We start from the raw sequence: 13,945 nt of genomic DNA, 5'->3' as shown, positions 1-13,945 counted from the left end.
TCAGTTGACCAGCGTGGCATCCAGGCTGATTTTCGCATTCAGCACCTTGGACACCGGGCACCCTTCCTTGGCCTTTTTGCTCAATTCATCGAACTGCGCCTGGCTGGCGCCGGGGATCTTGGCCTTGAGCACCAGGTGCACGGCGGTGATCGCAAAGCCGCCCTCGACCTGGTCCAGGGTCACTTCGGCCTGGGTGTCGATGCTGTCAGCCTTGAGCCCGGCGTCGCCCAGGATCATGGAAAAGGCCATGGAGAAACAGCCGGCGTGGGCCGCACCAATCAGTTCTTCAGGGTTGGTGCCCTTGCCGCCTTCGAAACGGGCCTTGAAGCCGTAGGGCGCTTCGCGCAGTACGCCGGTTTCCGTAGAAATGGAACCCAAGCCAGTCTTCAGATCACCTTCCCAATGCGCGGATGCTTTTTTAACGATACTCATAGCTGTCTCCTCGAACGTGGTTTTGCGTCAGTAAGGGTTCTGAGGATAGTCGCCCCTGCAAAGTTCATCTTGTCGGAGAAACCTAGCAATTTAGTAGGAAATTTCACCCTCGCTATTGAATCTCGGGTATATGCCCTCATTGCATAGAACATGCACATGAAGCGGCAGGTTTTGGTTCGTCTAAAAAGCCTGCGCCCCCCATTTGGAGAAGCAGGCTTATGAAATCGCTGTCCGACGTGAAGTTCTCGACCCTCGACCTGGTGCCCGTACGGGCCAACGGCAGTCCGGCGCAGTCACTGCGCAACTCCCTGGACCTGGCCCAGCACGTGGAAAAATTCGGCTACCACCGTTTCTGGGTGGCGGAACACCACAATATGGACGGTATCGCCAGTTCGGCGACCTCGGTACTGCTGGGCTACCTGGCCGGTGGCACCTCGACCATCCGCGTCGGCTCCGGTGGCGTGATGCTGCCCAACCACGCGCCGCTGGTGATCGCCGAGCAGTTCGGCACCCTGGAAAGCCTCTACCCCGGTCGTATCGACCTGGGCCTGGGCCGCGCTCCCGGCTCCGACCAAATGACCGCCCGTGCCCTGCGCCGTGAGCGCTCCGGCAGCGCCGACGACTTCCCGGAAGATGTGGCCGAACTGATGGCCTACCTGGGCCCACGCACCCCCGACCAACGGGTGATCGCCGTACCGGGCACCGGTACCAACGTGCCGGTCTGGCTGCTGGGTTCCAGCCTGTTCAGCGCGCAACTGGCGGGGGAGCGCGGTTTGCCCTACGCCTTCGCCTCCCATTTCGCACCACGCCTGATGCATGAGGCGATTCGCGTGTACCGCAACCACTTCAAGCCTTCCGCCGTGCTCGACAAGCCCTACGTGATGCTCGGCATTCCGCTGGTGGCCGCGGATACGGATGAGCAAGCCGATTACCTGGCCACTTCGGTGTACCAGCGCATCCTGGCGCTGATGCGCGGGCAGAGCCTGGTGCAGCGCCCACCGGTGAAAACCATGGATGGCCTGTGGCTGCCCCATGAAAAAGACGCGGTCGGCAGCTTCCTCGGCCTGGCGATGGTGGGCAGCCCGGCGAAGATCCGCGCCAAACTGGAGGTGTTGATCGAACAGACCGGCGCCGACGAATTGATCTTCACCTGCGACCTGTACGAGCACGCCGACCGGATTCATTCCTACGAACTGCTGGCGCAGTTGATGAAGGGCTAAACCCCAGGCGAAAAAAAAACCGACGCACCTGCGTCGGTTTTTTATGTCCGGAGCACGGGATTAACCGCGCTTGTAGACGATTTCCTTGGTGCCACCTTCGCAGGTGCCGACCACTTTTTCGGACGAGGCGCCTTTATCCACCACTTCCAGCGAATAATGCTGAACGCCTTTCGCATCCAACTTTGCTGCAATCTCGCTTTTCAGCTCTTCACAAGGCTTGCCCGCCGCCAGGGCTGTGCCCGCCATGCTCAACAAACCTACCGCCAACAGGAACTTCTTCATCCGTTACTTTCCTTGCGCTGATCGAAAAGAGCATGCCGATGCTTGTCGCATCGGCCCCCATTGTTTGTAGCGCAGGTTATGGCAATCGGCCAGCCGGCAAGTTCAACCGACTCGATCAACTACTGGCAATTCGGAACCCCACCTTCAGCGTCACCTGGAAGTGCGCGGCCTTGCCGTCCTTGATATGGCCACGGGTTTCCGTCACCTCGAACCACTCCAAGTGCTTGATGCTCTTGCTGGCTTCGGCCAGGGCGTTGTTGATCGCATCTTCGATGCTGGTGGTCGACGAGCCGACCAATTCGACTTTCTTGTAGGTGTGGTGATCAGACATGGGGTTTCTCCTGAGAATGGTCAATAAAGCCTAGCAGTCAATGTTCATACTGCTTCTGGCGACCATTACGGCCTGAAAGTTCAGATTTACTGCACTTTCTGAAACCGGCGCAGTCGGTATCTACACACGCCACTCAATCACTTCAGGAGAGTCCACATGGCCAACACTTCTTTACGCAAAGCGTCGCTGGAAAGCATGGAAGCCGAGATTTCGAGCCTGCTCAAGTCCCTTGAGAGCCTCAAGGATGATGCGTCCGATGAGTCGCGCAAAACCCTGAAGGCCCTGAAAAGCAACGCCGAGAATGCCCTTAAGCACTCGCGCCACCTGATCAGCGACGCCTACGAAGAAAGCAAAGTCAAAATCCGCGAAACCGGTGTCGCCACCCGCGACTACGCACAAGAGCACCCATGGACCACCGCCGGCGTTGCCGTTGGCGCACTGGGCCTGCTGGCGGCTTACCTGCTGTGCAAGCGCGGTGACTGATACGCCGGCTAGCCCGGTTGGCGCAACAGCTCAGCCTTGAGCCACTGCGCCAGCTGCCGAGCGCGCCCGTCTGCGGCGCGCTTGGGCAGCCACAATGCCAGGTGCGCCGGGGTTTCACTGAACCCCCACGGCGCTACCAGGCGACCCGCTCGCAGGTCCTCTGCCACCAGCGGTTGCGGCGCAATCGCCACCCCCAGCCCAGCCACTGCCGCCTCCAGCAAATAATACAAATGCTCAAACCCTTGCCCGAGCTTCAATGCTCCTGGCTCGATGCCGTACTGCTGCGCCCAACTCGGCCAGGCTTGCGGGCGCGAGGTGGTGTGCAACAGTGCTTCACCGCACAGCGCCGAGGCGGGCGCTTGGCGCAAGCGCTCGTAACCGGCGAAACGCGGGCTCATTACCGGGCCGATGCGCTCGCTGGCCAGCTCATACACCTGCATATCCGCCGGCCACGGTGGCTCGGCAAATACCAATAGGGCGTCCAGCCCGGGCCGCCGCGGGTCGAGATCGCCTTCGCCGGCCGACAAATGCAGGCGCAAGTCGGGCAGGTCGGCATTCAAACGGCCCAAGCGAGGAATGAACCAGCGCGCCAGCAAACTGCCGGAACAGCCGAGCACGAACGGGGCATCGGCGCTGCTTTGCGTGAGTTCGGCGCACACATCCCGCAACCGCTCGAACGCCTCGGCACTCGCATCCCGCAGGCGAACACCGGCATCTGTGAGTTTGAGGCCGCGTCCATCCTTGACGAACAGGCTGACACCCAAATGTTCCTCCAGCACTTTCAGCTGACGGCTGACCGCACCGTGGGTCACATGCAACTGCTCGGCTGCCTGGCTGACGCTGTTGAGGCGGGCAGTGGCTTCGAATGCGCGCAAGGCATTAAGGGGGGGAAGGTCTCGGCTCATCTGTGAGTTTTCCTGACAGGTTGCGTCGATCTTATCGGTTTTCAGCGTCAGGCGTCAGGGGTAGAGTGGCCGTCATTGTTTCTTACACACCTTCTTTCCAGGAGCGCCCCATGACTCAGTCCCAGACCGATCTGCGCAACGGCCCCGACGCCAATGGCCTGTTCGGCGCATTCGGCGGCCGCTACGTGGCCGAAACCCTGATGCCGTTGATCCTCGACCTGGCCCGCGAATACGAAGCGGCCAAGATTGATCCGGCGTTCAATGAGGAATTGGCCTACTTCCAGCGCGACTACGTGGGCCGTCCAAGCCCGCTGTACTTCGCCGAGCGCCTGACTGAGTTCTGCGGCGGCGCCAAGATCTACCTCAAGCGCGAAGAGCTGAACCACACCGGCGCGCACAAGATCAACAACTGCATTGGCCAGATCCTGCTGGCGCGGCGCATGGGCAAGAAACGCATCATCGCCGAGACCGGCGCCGGCATGCACGGCGTGGCCACCGCCACCGTGGCCGCGCGCTTCGGCCTGCAATGCGTGATCTACATGGGCACTACCGACATCGAGCGCCAGCAGGCCAACGTGTTCCGCATGAAACTGCTGGGCGCTGAGGTGATCCCGGTGGTCGCCGGCACCGGCACCCTGAAAGACGCGATGAACGAAGCCCTGCGCGACTGGGTCACCAACGTCGACGACACCTTCTACCTGATCGGCACCGTGGCCGGCCCGCACCCCTACCCGGCGATGGTGCGTGATTTCCAGGCCGTGATAGGCAAGGAAACCCGTACCCAACTGCAAGCCCAGGAAGGCCGCCTGCCCGACAGCCTGGTGGCATGCATCGGTGGCGGCTCCAACGCGATGGGCCTGTTCCACCCCTTCCTGGATGACACCAGCGTCGAAATCATCGGCGTCGAAGCGGCCGGCCACGGCATCGAAACCGGCATGCATGCCGCCAGCCTCAACGGCGGCGTACCGGGCGTGCTGCACGGCAACCGCACGTTCCTGTTGCAGGACGACGACGGCCAGATCATCGACGCCCACTCGATTTCCGCCGGCCTCGACTACCCCGGCATCGGCCCTGAACACGCCTGGTTGCACGACATCGGCCGCGTCCAGTACACCTCGGTGACCGACCACGAAGCGCTCGACGCCTTCCACAAATGCTGCCGCCTGGAAGGGATCATCCCCGCCCTGGAAAGCGCCCACGCCCTGGCCGAAGTGTTCAAGCGTGCGCCAACCCTGCCCAAGGATCACCTGATGGTGGTCAACCTGTCCGGCCGTGGCGACAAAGACATGCAGACCGTGATGCACCACATGGAACAGTCCCAGCAGGAGAAACACTAAATGAGCCGCCTGCACACTCGCTTTGCGCAACTCAAGGAACAAAACCGCGCCGCCTTGGTGACCTTCGTCACCGCTGGCGACCCGGGTTATGACACCTCCCTGGCGATTCTCAAGGGTTTGCCGGCTGCCGGTGCCGATGTCATCGAACTGGGCATGCCGTTCACCGACCCGATGGCCGACGGCCCCGCCATCCAACTGGCCAACATCCGTGCACTTGAGGCCAAGCAGAATCTGGTGAAAACCCTGCAGATGGTGCGTGAGTTCCGTAAAGACAACCACGACACTCCGCTGGTGCTGATGGGTTACTTCAACCCGATCCACAAATATGGGGTGCCGAAGTTTATTGCCGACGCCAAGGAAGCCGGTGTGGACGGCCTGATCGTGGTCGACATGCCGCCTGAGCATAACGGTGAGCTGTGCGACCCGGCTCAGGCAGCAGGCATCGACTTTATCCGCCTGACCACGCCGACCACCGACGACGTGCGCCTGCCCACCGTTCTCAACGGCAGCTCCGGCTTTGTGTACTACGTGTCCGTGGCCGGTGTGACGGGGGCTGGCGCCGCCACGCTGGAACACGTCGAAGAAGCCGTGACCCGCCTGCGTCGGCATACCGACCTGCCGATCAGCATCGGTTTTGGTATCCGCACGCCGGAACAAGCCGCGGCCATCGCGCGCCTGGCCGATGGTGTAGTGGTGGGCTCAGCCCTGATCGATCACATCGCCAACGCCAGCAACGATCAACAAGCGATCGATGGGGTATTGAGCCTGTGCGCGGCGCTGTCGGAAGGTGTCCGTAACGCCCGTAAGTAAACGCCATGTAGCCAGAGGTAAAGTTCCTGATACAGAGGAATCAACGCGCGCAATCACGGCCTAAACAGCAAGACCAAGGGATTTCGAACCTCGTTCGAGATCCCTTTTTTTGTATGTGTGCCCTGAGGAATACCCGATGAAAATGCCTAAATCCGTGATTGCCGGTCTTGGTGTGCTGGTGCTTGGCGCCAGCGCCCTGGTGCACGCCGCACCGCCCGACCAGCGCGATGACGACCGTGGCGGCCCGCAAGGCCAGCACGAGCAGCGTGGCGATGACCATCGGGGCCCACCGGACGATCGACGTGGCGGCCCGCCCCGGGACTTCGGCCCCGTGCGCCAGATCATCCATGACAACCACGGCCAGTTCTCCCGGGGCGCGCCGCCACCGCCCAACGTGCGCCTGGTACGCGGTCAGCCGCTACCCCGTGGGTACTACGGCGAACGCCTGGACAACCGCGCCCTGGCACGCCTGCCGGTCTACCCAGGTTATGAATGGCGCCGTTCGGGGCCGGATGTGGTGCTGATTGCCGTAGGGACAGGCATCGTCTACGAGATTCTGGACGGTGTGCTCAACTAAGCCTTTCCACAGCCCACTGTAGGAGCGAGGGGGACGCCTAGTTCTTGCTCGCGAAGATCGTCAACGATAACGCGGGCATTCTGGATGAGCGCGTCGTCAGGACGTTTTTCGCGAGCAAGAACTAGGCGTCCCCCTCGCTCCTACAGTTAAACGGTTGTGTTAAAGCTCGATGCGTTCGACTTTGCCTACGAGCAATATGTAGGAAAGTGCCCCAAGCAACGCCAGCACCGCAATGTAGGTAATCGCCGGTGCAAACGAATCGCCGCTGGCCAGGAAGCCAATCACGATCGGTGTGGCAATCGCCGCCAGGTTGCCGATGAAGTTAAATACTCCACCGGTCAGCCCCAACAAGCGCGCAGGTGCCAGGGTCGACACCAGCGACCAGGTAATCGACGCCAAGCCATTGCCAAAGAACGCCACCGCCAGGAACGCAATCACCCACGCCGTCGAATCCACATAGTTGGCGCCAATGATCGCCGTGGAAATCAGCAGCCCGCCAATGATCGGCAATTTGCGTGCAAACCCTACCGACGCCCCCCGGCGAATCAGCCAGTCGGAAAAAATCCCGGAACACAGCACACCCACGAACGCCGCCAGGAATGGCAACGACGCGAGCAGGCCGGACTTGATGAAGTCCATGCCGCGATATTTCACCAGGTAGGTCGGGAACCAGGTCAGGAAGAACCACAACGTGGAGTTCAGGCAGAACTGGCCGAGGTAGATGCCCCAGAGTTTGCGCTTGCTCAGCACAATCCCCAGGTCGACCCAACTGAACGGTGCCTTGACCGCTTTCGCCTGCATATCCACCAAACCGCCGCCTTCACGGATCAGCTCGATCTCGGCCACGTTGGCGCCTTTAAAATCCTTAGGCTCGCGATACACCGCGTACCAAACCAGCGCCCACAGAATGCCCACGCCACCGGTGGCTACAAACACCATATGCCAGCCGAATGCGTGCTGCAGCCAGGCCAATACCGGCGTGAGGAACGCCAGCCCGACAAATTGCCCGGAGGTATAGACGCCAATCGCAGTGGCCCGCTCACGCTCAGGAAACCAGGTAGTGACCACGCGGCTGTTGATGGGATACGCCGGGGCTTCCAGGGCACCCACCGCCATGCGCAGGACGAACAGCGCGATAAAGCTGGCGGCGAAGCCCAGCATCACGGTGGCAATCGACCACAGCAGCAGGGCCGCCGTGTAGAGAATGCGCGGCGGCACCCGGTCGACCAACCAGCCGCCGGGGATCTGCATGGCGGCGTAAGTCCAGCCGAACGCGGAGAAAATCAACCCGACATGCACCGGGTCGATGCCCAGCTCGCTGGTCAACGCCGGGGCGGCAATCGACAGGTTGCTGCGGTCGAGGTAGTTGATCACCACGGTGATAAACAGCAGCACCATGATGAAAAAACGCTTTCTGGTAGGCGTGACTAAAGAAGCCTGCCCGGTGAAGGATTCAGGGTGCATGGGGGTTGCCTCTTCTTATGTTTATTGAGGACTGAAACTGAGCTGACTGAAGAAATCGGATCAACATGTGGGAGGGGGCTTGCCCCCGATTGCAGTCTGCCTGCTATGGATGTGCTAGCTGACACACCGCTATCGGGGGCAAGCCCCCTCCCACATTTTTTGACCGCATTGATTCAGTCAGAGGCTGTTACCACTCGGCAAAGCTGCCATCGGCATGACGCCAGATCGGGTTGCGCCAGCGGTGGCCGATGGCCGCGCGCTCGATCACGTATTCCTCGTTGATCTCGATGCCCAGGCCCGGCCCGTTGGGGATCTTCACGAAGCCCTGGTCATAGTCGAACACGCCCGGATCGCGCACGTAGTCAAGCAGGTCGTTGCTCTCGTTGTAGTGAATGCCCAGGCTCTGCTCCTGGATAAACGCGTTGTAGCAAACCGCGTCCAGTTGCAGGCACGCCGCGAGGGCAATCGGGCCCAACGGGCAGTGCAGGGCCAGGGCCACGTCGTAGGCTTCGGCCATGTTGGCGATCTTGCGGGTTTCGGTAATACCGCCGGCATGGGAAGCGTCCGGCTGGATGATGTCGACATAGCCTTCGCTGAGCACACGCTTGAAGTCCCAACGCGAGAACAGGCGCTCGCCCAGGGCAATCGGCGTGCTGGTCAGCGGTGCGAGTTCTTTCAGCGCTTCATAGTTTTCGCTGAGCACCGGCTCTTCGATAAACATCAGTTTGTACGGGTCCAGTTCCTTCATCAGCACCTTGGCCATGGGCTTGTGCACGCGGCCATGGAAGTCGACGCCAATGCCCACGTTAGGGCCCACGGCATCGCGCACGGCGGCGACGTTGGCCAGGGCCAGGTCGACCTTTTCAAAGCTGTCGACGAACTGCAATTCTTCGGTGCCGTTCATTTTCACCGCAGTGAAGCCACGGGCCACGGCTTCTTTGGCGGCGCGGGCGGTGTCGGCGGGGCGATCGCCGCCGATCCATGAATACACGCGGATCTTGTCGCGCACCTGACCGCCCAGCAGGTCGCTGACCGACACCCCCAGGGCTTTGCCCTTGATGTCCCACAGCGCCTGATCGATGCCGGCCAAGGCGCTCATGTGCACGGCGCCGCCGCGATAGAAGCCGCCGCGGTAGAGCACGGTCCAGATGTCTTCGATATTGCGTGGGTCCTTGCCGATCAGGTAATCGGACAGTTCCTCGACCGCCGCCGCCACGGTGTGGGCGCGGCCTTCGACCACGGGTTCACCCCAGCCGGTCACGCCTTGGTCGGTTTCAATCTTGAGGAAGCACCAGCGCGGTGGAACGATAAAGGTCGTCAGTTTGGTGATTTTCATCTTCTTATCTCTCTTGTCGATGCAGCGCCAAGGCGCAAAGCTTGCGATCAGTTCAGGGCATCAATTCAGCGCGTTCCAGGCCGCGACATAGGCTTGGGCACTGCTCGCCACCTGGTCCACGGACATGCCCGGCTTGAACAACCCCGAGCCGAGGCCAAAGCCCCTGGCGCCTGCGTCGAAATACACCTGCATGTTGTCCGGGGTCACGCCACCTACCGGCAGCAACAGCGTGCCCGCCGGCAAGACCGCCAGCCACGCCTTGATCACCGCCGGCCCCATTTGCTCGGCCGGGAACAGCTTCAACACATCCGCACCTTCGGCCAGCGCGGCAAACGCCTCGGTCGGGGTGGCAACGCCGGGCGACAGGTACAGGCCCGCGGCTTTCGCGGCGCGCAACACCTTGGCATCGCTGTGCGGCATCACGATCACCTGGCCGCCGGCGGCCTTGACCTGCTCGACCTGCTCGGGCGTCAACACGGTGCCGGCGCCGATCAGGCAATCGTCGGGCAGGCTGTCGCGCAGGGTGCGGATGCTGGTGTAAGGGTCGGGTGAGTTGAGCGGAACTTCGATTACCCGGAACCCGGCCTCGTACAGCACCTGGCCGACCGCCTCGGCTTCGTCTGGGCGCAGGCCGCGCAGGATGGCGATCAAACCGTTGTGTGCAAGTGCTTGCTTGAGCATGTCAGGCCTCCAGGGCAGGTTGAATGAGCCCGGCCGCCAGCGCCAGTTGCCATAGGCCGCGCTCGGTGGCTTCCTGCGCCAGGCTGACGTGGGCGAAGTCGCAGAGCGCGAGGGCGCGTTGATAGCGGGCACAGAGTGGCGCGGCACCGACCAGGATGATCGGCGTGTGTTTGGCGCCAGCCGGCAAGCCAGCGAGTTCATGACCGATCAGCAGGCCGGAGAGGTAATCGGGTTGCTGCTCGGCGCCGAGTTCAGCGGTCAGCCCCAGGGTGCGTGCACTGAACAAGGTCGACAGCACCCCGCGCTGACCGTCCGACGAGCGCGCAACCTGCACGCCTCGGTCGAAGGCGTCGGCCTGGAAATGCTCGGGGGTCTTCTGGGTGCGGCCGAGAATGCTGTGCTTGCTCAGCACCGCGAACAGCTCGCCGGTCATGAAGGTGTCGAAGTGGGTGATGCAGCCGTCGGCGACCTCGACCCATTTGGAATGGCTGCCGGGCAGGCCGATCAATAACTCACCACCGGCCCGCAGGTTTTGCAGCACGCCCAGCACCTGGGTTTCTTCGCCGCGCATCACATTGGGCAAGCCGACCTGTTCGATAACGCCGGGCACGATATACACGTCGACACCGCGCAGGCTGCGTACGCGGTGCAATGCCTGGCCCAGGCTGGCGACATCGACAGGGGTATTGCGATAGGCCGCCTCGCTCCAGCCCTGGGCGCTGCCGACCATGCCACAGGCAATGACCGCAAGGGTCGGTTGAGCATCAAGCCAATCACCGCAGGCGGCATCGAACGCCAACTCGAAGCCATTGCTGCAGCGTGTGCCAGCGATGTCCCGTGGCTCAACAGGCAAGTGCATGATCCCGAACGCCAGCGAGCGCTGTTCGAGCACGACGCCAGCCGGGCCAAGTTTATAAGCACGAAGGGAGCTGGTCCCCCAGTCGAGCGCGATCAATTGCGCCTGCATCGCTTCACCTGAAATGAGTGGGTGCTGAAAAAAGCAGATGGGCGAATATAAACCTATGCTGGCGAATATCTCAATATATAAATATCAGTCCCATATAGTGAGACAAGGCAATGTGAATCCCGAGACTTCCGCGCCTGGTAACAAGCAGGAAGAAATCGGTTTATCGGGGAAGGGAAGTTAAAAACCCGACAGATCCAGCTCGCGCATCGCGCCCATCCAGATCGCGTAGTCGGTGTGGTCCTTCAGGTCATTGCCGGTGTCCGGGTGCAGGAACACCACCAGGCCATTGCGATTGAGCGCCAGCCACGGCAGCACCACACCGATGTATTCCGGGTCGAACGCCAGTTGGCAGCTCCAGTCCGGGTGCGGGCCGACCGGCCGCTCATGCACACGGCCCATGTGCAGCGGGAACAGCCTGGCGGCGTCCTCACAGAACTGGCGCGCCTGGTCAAGGGTGCTGGCGTCGAAGTAGACATGGGCGTGGTAGCCCTTGATACGTTGCATGGCGAAATCCGCGTCCAATGTGCGGCAAATCCTAGACCGCAATCGACGGCAGGGCCAGCCCGGTCAACGACTGTGCGCTGCTCGCCTGTTCCGCCAGCAACCAGTCGACAAAACGTTCCACCAATTGGCCCCGTCGTTTGCGCTGGGGTTGCACCACGTAATAGCCGAAGCGCGAGATCACCGTGTCGCTGATCGGCCGGCACAGCCACTTCTGTTCCAGCAGGTTATCGACCAGGTGACGCCAGCCGATGGCTACTCCCTGGCCAGCAATCGCCGCCTGGATCAGCAGGGTGTAGTTATCAAAGCGCAATTGGCCAGGGGTCGGAGCGCGGGTAATGCCCAGCTCGCGAAACACGCCGCTCCAGTCGAACCATTGGCTGTTGTTTTCCTGGCGCAGGTGCAGCAGGGGATAGTCCGGCAAATTCTGCACCGTCAATGGCGTGGCCTGGTCCCTGAGCCACTGCGGGCTGCACACGGGGAACACTTCTTCGTTGAACAGCCACAGGCTGTCGCCCTGCTTGAAACGGCCATCGCCGAATAACACTGCCACGTCGATGTCGCTACGCAGGGTCGCATGGTTGCGCTCACTGGTGACCAGGCTCACATCCACCTGGGGGTTGGCCGCGTGGAAGCGATGCAGGCGCGGCATCAGCCAGTAGGCGGCGAAGGCGAAGTCGGTGGCCACTTGCAGCACTTCATGCTGGTCCTGCTGGGTGATCACGCTCAGGCCGTGATTGATGGCTTGCAAACCGCCTTGCACATGCTCGAACAGCAGGGCGCCGGCATCGGTCAGTTCGATGCCACGGTAGATGCGATCAAACAGGCGGATCGCCAGTTGTTCTTCGAGACGCTTGATCTGTTGGCTGATGGCGGGCTGGGTAGTGCCCAGCTCTACCGCGGCAGCAGTAAAGCTGCGATGGCGCGCCGCCGCCTCGAACGCACGCAGCAGGTCGAGGGATACATCGCCGAGGGCTTCATACATAAGCTGTGCTTATCCTAGACATTGCCTTTCATGGGCTTTACCCCATTCTGCATGGGCTGCATGCTCATTCGCATAAACACCGCCTATGGAATGCCGAAGACCCATGAAGCGCAAGAACATTCTTTTCATCATGGCCGATCAAATGGCCGCGCCGCTGCTTCCGTTCTACGGATCTTCCCCGATCAAACTGCCGAACCTGAGCCGCCTCGCGGCGCAAGGCGTGGTGTTCGACGCCGCCTATTGCAACAGCCCGCTGTGTGCACCGTCGCGCTTTACCCTGGTCAGCGGCCAGTTGCCGAGCAAGATTGGCGCCTATGACAACGCGGCCGATTTTCCCGCCGATGTGCCGACCTACGCCCACTACCTGCGTCGCCTGGGCTACCGCACCGCGTTGTCGGGCAAGATGCATTTCTGCGGCCCGGACCAGTTGCACGGCTACGAAGAGCGCCTGACCAGCGACATCTACCCGGCCGACTATGGCTGGGCGGTGAACTGGGACGAACCCGACGTACGACCCACCTGGTACCACAACATGTCATCGGTGCTGCAAGCCGGCCCGTGTGTGCGTACCAACCAGCTGGATTTCGATGAAGAGGTGGTGTTCAAGGCCCAGCAGTACCTGTTCGACCATATCCGCGAGGCCGGTGACCAGCCGTTTTGCCTGACCGTGTCGATGACCCATCCTCACGACCCGTACACCATTCCCAAGCCGTTCTGGGACCTGTACGACGACAGCGACATCCCTTTGCCTGCGACGCCCGCCCAGGCCGATCTCGACCCGCACTCCCAACGCCTGCTCAAGGTCTACGACCTGTGGGACAAGCCGCTGCCGGTAGACAAGATCCGCGACGCGCGCCGTGCTTATTTCGGCGCATGCAGCTACATCGACAGCAATGTCGGCAAGCTCCTGCAAACCCTGGAAGACACCGGGCTGGCCGACGATACGATCATCGTCTTCTCCGGCGACCATGGCGACATGCTCGGCGAGCGCGGCCTCTGGTACAAAATGCACTGGTTTGAAATGGCCGCGCGCGTGCCGCTGCTGGTCAGTGCACCGGGGCAGTTCGCGGCGGGTCGCGTGACCCAGGCTGTCTCCACCGCCGACCTGCTGCCAACCCTGGTGGAACTGGCCGGTGGCGAACTGGACGCGCGCTTGCCGCTGGATGGCCGCTCACTGGTCCCGCACTTACAGGGCAAGGGCGGGCATGACGAAGTGTTCGGCGAATACATGGCCGAAGGCACCATCAGCCCGCTGATGATGATTCGCCGTGGCGCGTACAAATTCATCTACAGCGAAGACGACCCGTGCTTACTGTTCGATGTGCAAAACGACCCGCACGAGCGGGAAGACCTCAGCCAGTCACCGGAACACCGACCACTGTTCGAGGCGTTTTTGAGTGAAGCGCGGGCCAAATGGGACATCCCGGCGATCCACCAGCAGGTGCTCGCCAGCCAACGCCGTCGTCGCCTGGTGTTCGAGGCGCTGACCCAAGGCAAGCTGAAGAGCTGGGATCACCAGCCACTGGTCGACGCCAGTCAGCAATACATGCGCAACCATATCGACCTCGATGACCTGGAGCGCAAGGCACGTTATCCACAACCCTGCCAAACCAATAAATAGACAGAGGGAAGGC

General features: G+C 61.7%; 16 protein-coding genes. 6 read left to right on the top strand and 10 right to left on the bottom strand.

Annotated elements, in window-relative coordinates; genetic code table 11:
- On the bottom strand, positions 1 to 432 hold the full coding sequence (locus AB7933_RS01645) for an OsmC family protein (protein WP_024072591.1): 432 nt from the start codon (positions 430 to 432) through the stop codon (positions 1 to 3).
- Positions 433 to 650: 218 nt separating this feature from the next.
- On the opposite strand from AB7933_RS01645, the gene AB7933_RS01640 reads away from it, so the two are divergent.
- A complete protein-coding gene (locus AB7933_RS01640; RefSeq protein WP_024072590.1) occupies positions 651 to 1,652 on the top strand; it encodes an LLM class flavin-dependent oxidoreductase in 1,002 nt (333 codons plus the stop codon).
- A gap of 60 nt (positions 1,653 to 1,712) precedes the next feature.
- Here AB7933_RS01640 and AB7933_RS01635 read toward each other — a convergent pair whose 3' ends face one another.
- Together AB7933_RS01635 and AB7933_RS01630 are read right to left on the bottom strand one after the other, a co-directional pair.
- On the bottom strand, positions 1,713 to 1,934 hold the full coding sequence (locus AB7933_RS01635; protein ID WP_024072589.1) for a DUF1161 domain-containing protein: 222 nt from the start codon (positions 1,932 to 1,934) through the stop codon (positions 1,713 to 1,715).
- Positions 1,935 to 2,049: 115 nt separating this feature from the next.
- Entirely contained in the window at positions 2,050 to 2,265 is a 216-nt protein-coding gene (locus AB7933_RS01630) for a dodecin (RefSeq protein ID WP_003214895.1), read from the bottom strand.
- Between the two features lie 156 nt (positions 2,266 to 2,421).
- On the opposite strand from AB7933_RS01630, the gene AB7933_RS01625 reads away from it, so the two are divergent.
- Positions 2,422 to 2,748: a DUF883 family protein gene (locus AB7933_RS01625; protein WP_003170746.1), complete on the top strand. Its 327-nt coding sequence runs from the start codon at positions 2,422 to 2,424 to the stop codon at positions 2,746 to 2,748.
- A gap of 8 nt (positions 2,749 to 2,756) precedes the next feature.
- On the opposite strand, the gene AB7933_RS01620 is transcribed toward AB7933_RS01625, so the two are convergent.
- Positions 2,757 to 3,653, bottom strand: coding sequence for a LysR family transcriptional regulator (locus tag AB7933_RS01620; RefSeq protein ID WP_024072588.1), 897 nt, complete (start codon positions 3,651 to 3,653; stop codon positions 2,757 to 2,759).
- 110 nt (positions 3,654 to 3,763) lie between these two features.
- Here AB7933_RS01620 and trpB point away from each other — a divergent pair, with 110 nt between their 5' ends.
- From trpB to AB7933_RS01605, 3 genes are all read left to right on the top strand, one after another.
- Complete coding sequence (gene trpB, locus AB7933_RS01615) at positions 3,764 to 4,990, top strand: tryptophan synthase subunit beta (RefSeq protein ID WP_024072587.1); 1,227 nt, start codon at positions 3,764 to 3,766, stop codon at positions 4,988 to 4,990.
- Positions 4,991 to 5,800 carry a tryptophan synthase subunit alpha gene (trpA, locus tag AB7933_RS01610; protein ID WP_024072586.1) on the top strand — a complete coding sequence of 270 codons (810 nt, stop codon included), beginning with the start codon at positions 4,991 to 4,993 and terminating at the stop codon, positions 5,798 to 5,800.
- Between the two features lie 136 nt (positions 5,801 to 5,936).
- Positions 5,937 to 6,377 carry an anti-virulence regulator CigR family protein gene (locus tag AB7933_RS01605; RefSeq protein ID WP_024072585.1) on the top strand — a complete coding sequence of 147 codons (441 nt, stop codon included), beginning with the start codon at positions 5,937 to 5,939 and terminating at the stop codon, positions 6,375 to 6,377.
- Between the two features lie 159 nt (positions 6,378 to 6,536).
- On the opposite strand, the gene AB7933_RS01600 is transcribed toward AB7933_RS01605, so the two are convergent.
- The 6 genes from AB7933_RS01600 to AB7933_RS01575 form a co-directional block, all read right to left on the bottom strand.
- Positions 6,537 to 7,841, bottom strand: coding sequence for an MFS transporter (locus AB7933_RS01600; RefSeq protein WP_024072584.1), 1,305 nt, complete (start codon positions 7,839 to 7,841; stop codon positions 6,537 to 6,539).
- A gap of 187 nt (positions 7,842 to 8,028) precedes the next feature.
- The gene (gene dgoD / locus AB7933_RS01595) at positions 8,029 to 9,177 is read right to left on the bottom strand and encodes a galactonate dehydratase (protein WP_010565827.1); all 1,149 of its coding nucleotides are present in this window, start codon (positions 9,175 to 9,177) and stop codon (positions 8,029 to 8,031) included.
- Between the two features lie 60 nt (positions 9,178 to 9,237).
- Positions 9,238 to 9,858, bottom strand: coding sequence for a 2-dehydro-3-deoxy-6-phosphogalactonate aldolase (locus AB7933_RS01590; protein ID WP_024072583.1), 621 nt, complete (start codon positions 9,856 to 9,858; stop codon positions 9,238 to 9,240).
- Between the two features lies 1 nt (position 9,859).
- Positions 9,860 to 10,825, bottom strand: a complete 966-nt coding sequence (locus tag AB7933_RS01585; protein WP_024072582.1) for a 2-dehydro-3-deoxygalactonokinase — start codon at positions 10,823 to 10,825, stop codon at positions 9,860 to 9,862.
- A gap of 177 nt (positions 10,826 to 11,002) precedes the next feature.
- A complete protein-coding gene (locus tag AB7933_RS01580) occupies positions 11,003 to 11,329 on the bottom strand; it encodes a DOPA 4,5-dioxygenase family protein (RefSeq protein WP_041161068.1) in 327 nt (108 codons plus the stop codon).
- Positions 11,330 to 11,360: 31 nt separating this feature from the next.
- Positions 11,361 to 12,311, bottom strand: coding sequence for a choline sulfate utilization transcriptional regulator (locus AB7933_RS01575; protein ID WP_024072580.1), 951 nt, complete (start codon positions 12,309 to 12,311; stop codon positions 11,361 to 11,363).
- A gap of 103 nt (positions 12,312 to 12,414) precedes the next feature.
- Here AB7933_RS01575 and betC point away from each other — a divergent pair, with 103 nt between their 5' ends.
- The gene (gene betC / locus AB7933_RS01570) at positions 12,415 to 13,932 is read left to right on the top strand and encodes a choline-sulfatase (RefSeq protein WP_024072579.1); all 1,518 of its coding nucleotides are present in this window, start codon (positions 12,415 to 12,417) and stop codon (positions 13,930 to 13,932) included.
- Positions 13,933 to 13,945 lie beyond the last annotated feature (13 nt).

This window comes from Pseudomonas gorinensis (assembly GCF_042015035.1).
Classification (GTDB): domain Bacteria; phylum Pseudomonadota; class Gammaproteobacteria; order Pseudomonadales; family Pseudomonadaceae; genus Aquipseudomonas; species Aquipseudomonas gorinensis.
The sequence above is the reverse complement of the archived record's forward strand: the minus strand, read 5'-3'. Positions and strand labels throughout refer to the sequence as shown.

What these genes read in the sequence shown, in the direction of transcription:
- AB7933_RS01580 (WP_041161068.1), bottom strand. Translation starts at nt 11,329, where the DNA reads ATGCAACGTATCAAGGGCTACCACGCCCATGTCTACTTCGACGCCAGC.
- AB7933_RS01575 (WP_024072580.1), bottom strand. Translation starts at nt 12,311, where the DNA reads ATGTATGAAGCCCTCGGCGATGTATCCCTCGACCTGCTGCGTGCGTTC.
- betC (WP_024072579.1), top strand. Translation starts at nt 12,415, where the DNA reads ATGAAGCGCAAGAACATTCTTTTCATCATGGCCGATCAAATGGCCGCG.
- AB7933_RS01590 (WP_024072583.1), bottom strand. Translation starts at nt 9,858, where the DNA reads ATGCTCAAGCAAGCACTTGCACACAACGGTTTGATCGCCATCCTGCGC.
- AB7933_RS01635 (WP_024072589.1), bottom strand. Translation starts at nt 1,934, where the DNA reads ATGAAGAAGTTCCTGTTGGCGGTAGGTTTGTTGAGCATGGCGGGCACA.
- AB7933_RS01585 (WP_024072582.1), bottom strand. Translation starts at nt 10,825, where the DNA reads ATGCAGGCGCAATTGATCGCGCTCGACTGGGGGACCAGCTCCCTTCGT.
- AB7933_RS01605 (WP_024072585.1), top strand. Translation starts at nt 5,937, where the DNA reads ATGAAAATGCCTAAATCCGTGATTGCCGGTCTTGGTGTGCTGGTGCTT.
- dgoD (WP_010565827.1), bottom strand. Translation starts at nt 9,177, where the DNA reads ATGAAAATCACCAAACTGACGACCTTTATCGTTCCACCGCGCTGGTGC.
- trpA (WP_024072586.1), top strand. Translation starts at nt 4,991, where the DNA reads ATGAGCCGCCTGCACACTCGCTTTGCGCAACTCAAGGAACAAAACCGC.
- AB7933_RS01640 (WP_024072590.1), top strand. Translation starts at nt 651, where the DNA reads ATGAAATCGCTGTCCGACGTGAAGTTCTCGACCCTCGACCTGGTGCCC.
- AB7933_RS01625 (WP_003170746.1), top strand. Translation starts at nt 2,422, where the DNA reads ATGGCCAACACTTCTTTACGCAAAGCGTCGCTGGAAAGCATGGAAGCC.
- trpB (WP_024072587.1), top strand. Translation starts at nt 3,764, where the DNA reads ATGACTCAGTCCCAGACCGATCTGCGCAACGGCCCCGACGCCAATGGC.
- AB7933_RS01630 (WP_003214895.1), bottom strand. Translation starts at nt 2,265, where the DNA reads ATGTCTGATCACCACACCTACAAGAAAGTCGAATTGGTCGGCTCGTCG.
- AB7933_RS01620 (WP_024072588.1), bottom strand. Translation starts at nt 3,653, where the DNA reads ATGAGCCGAGACCTTCCCCCCCTTAATGCCTTGCGCGCATTCGAAGCC.
- AB7933_RS01645 (WP_024072591.1), bottom strand. Translation starts at nt 432, where the DNA reads ATGAGTATCGTTAAAAAAGCATCCGCGCATTGGGAAGGTGATCTGAAG.
- AB7933_RS01600 (WP_024072584.1), bottom strand. Translation starts at nt 7,841, where the DNA reads ATGCACCCTGAATCCTTCACCGGGCAGGCTTCTTTAGTCACGCCTACC.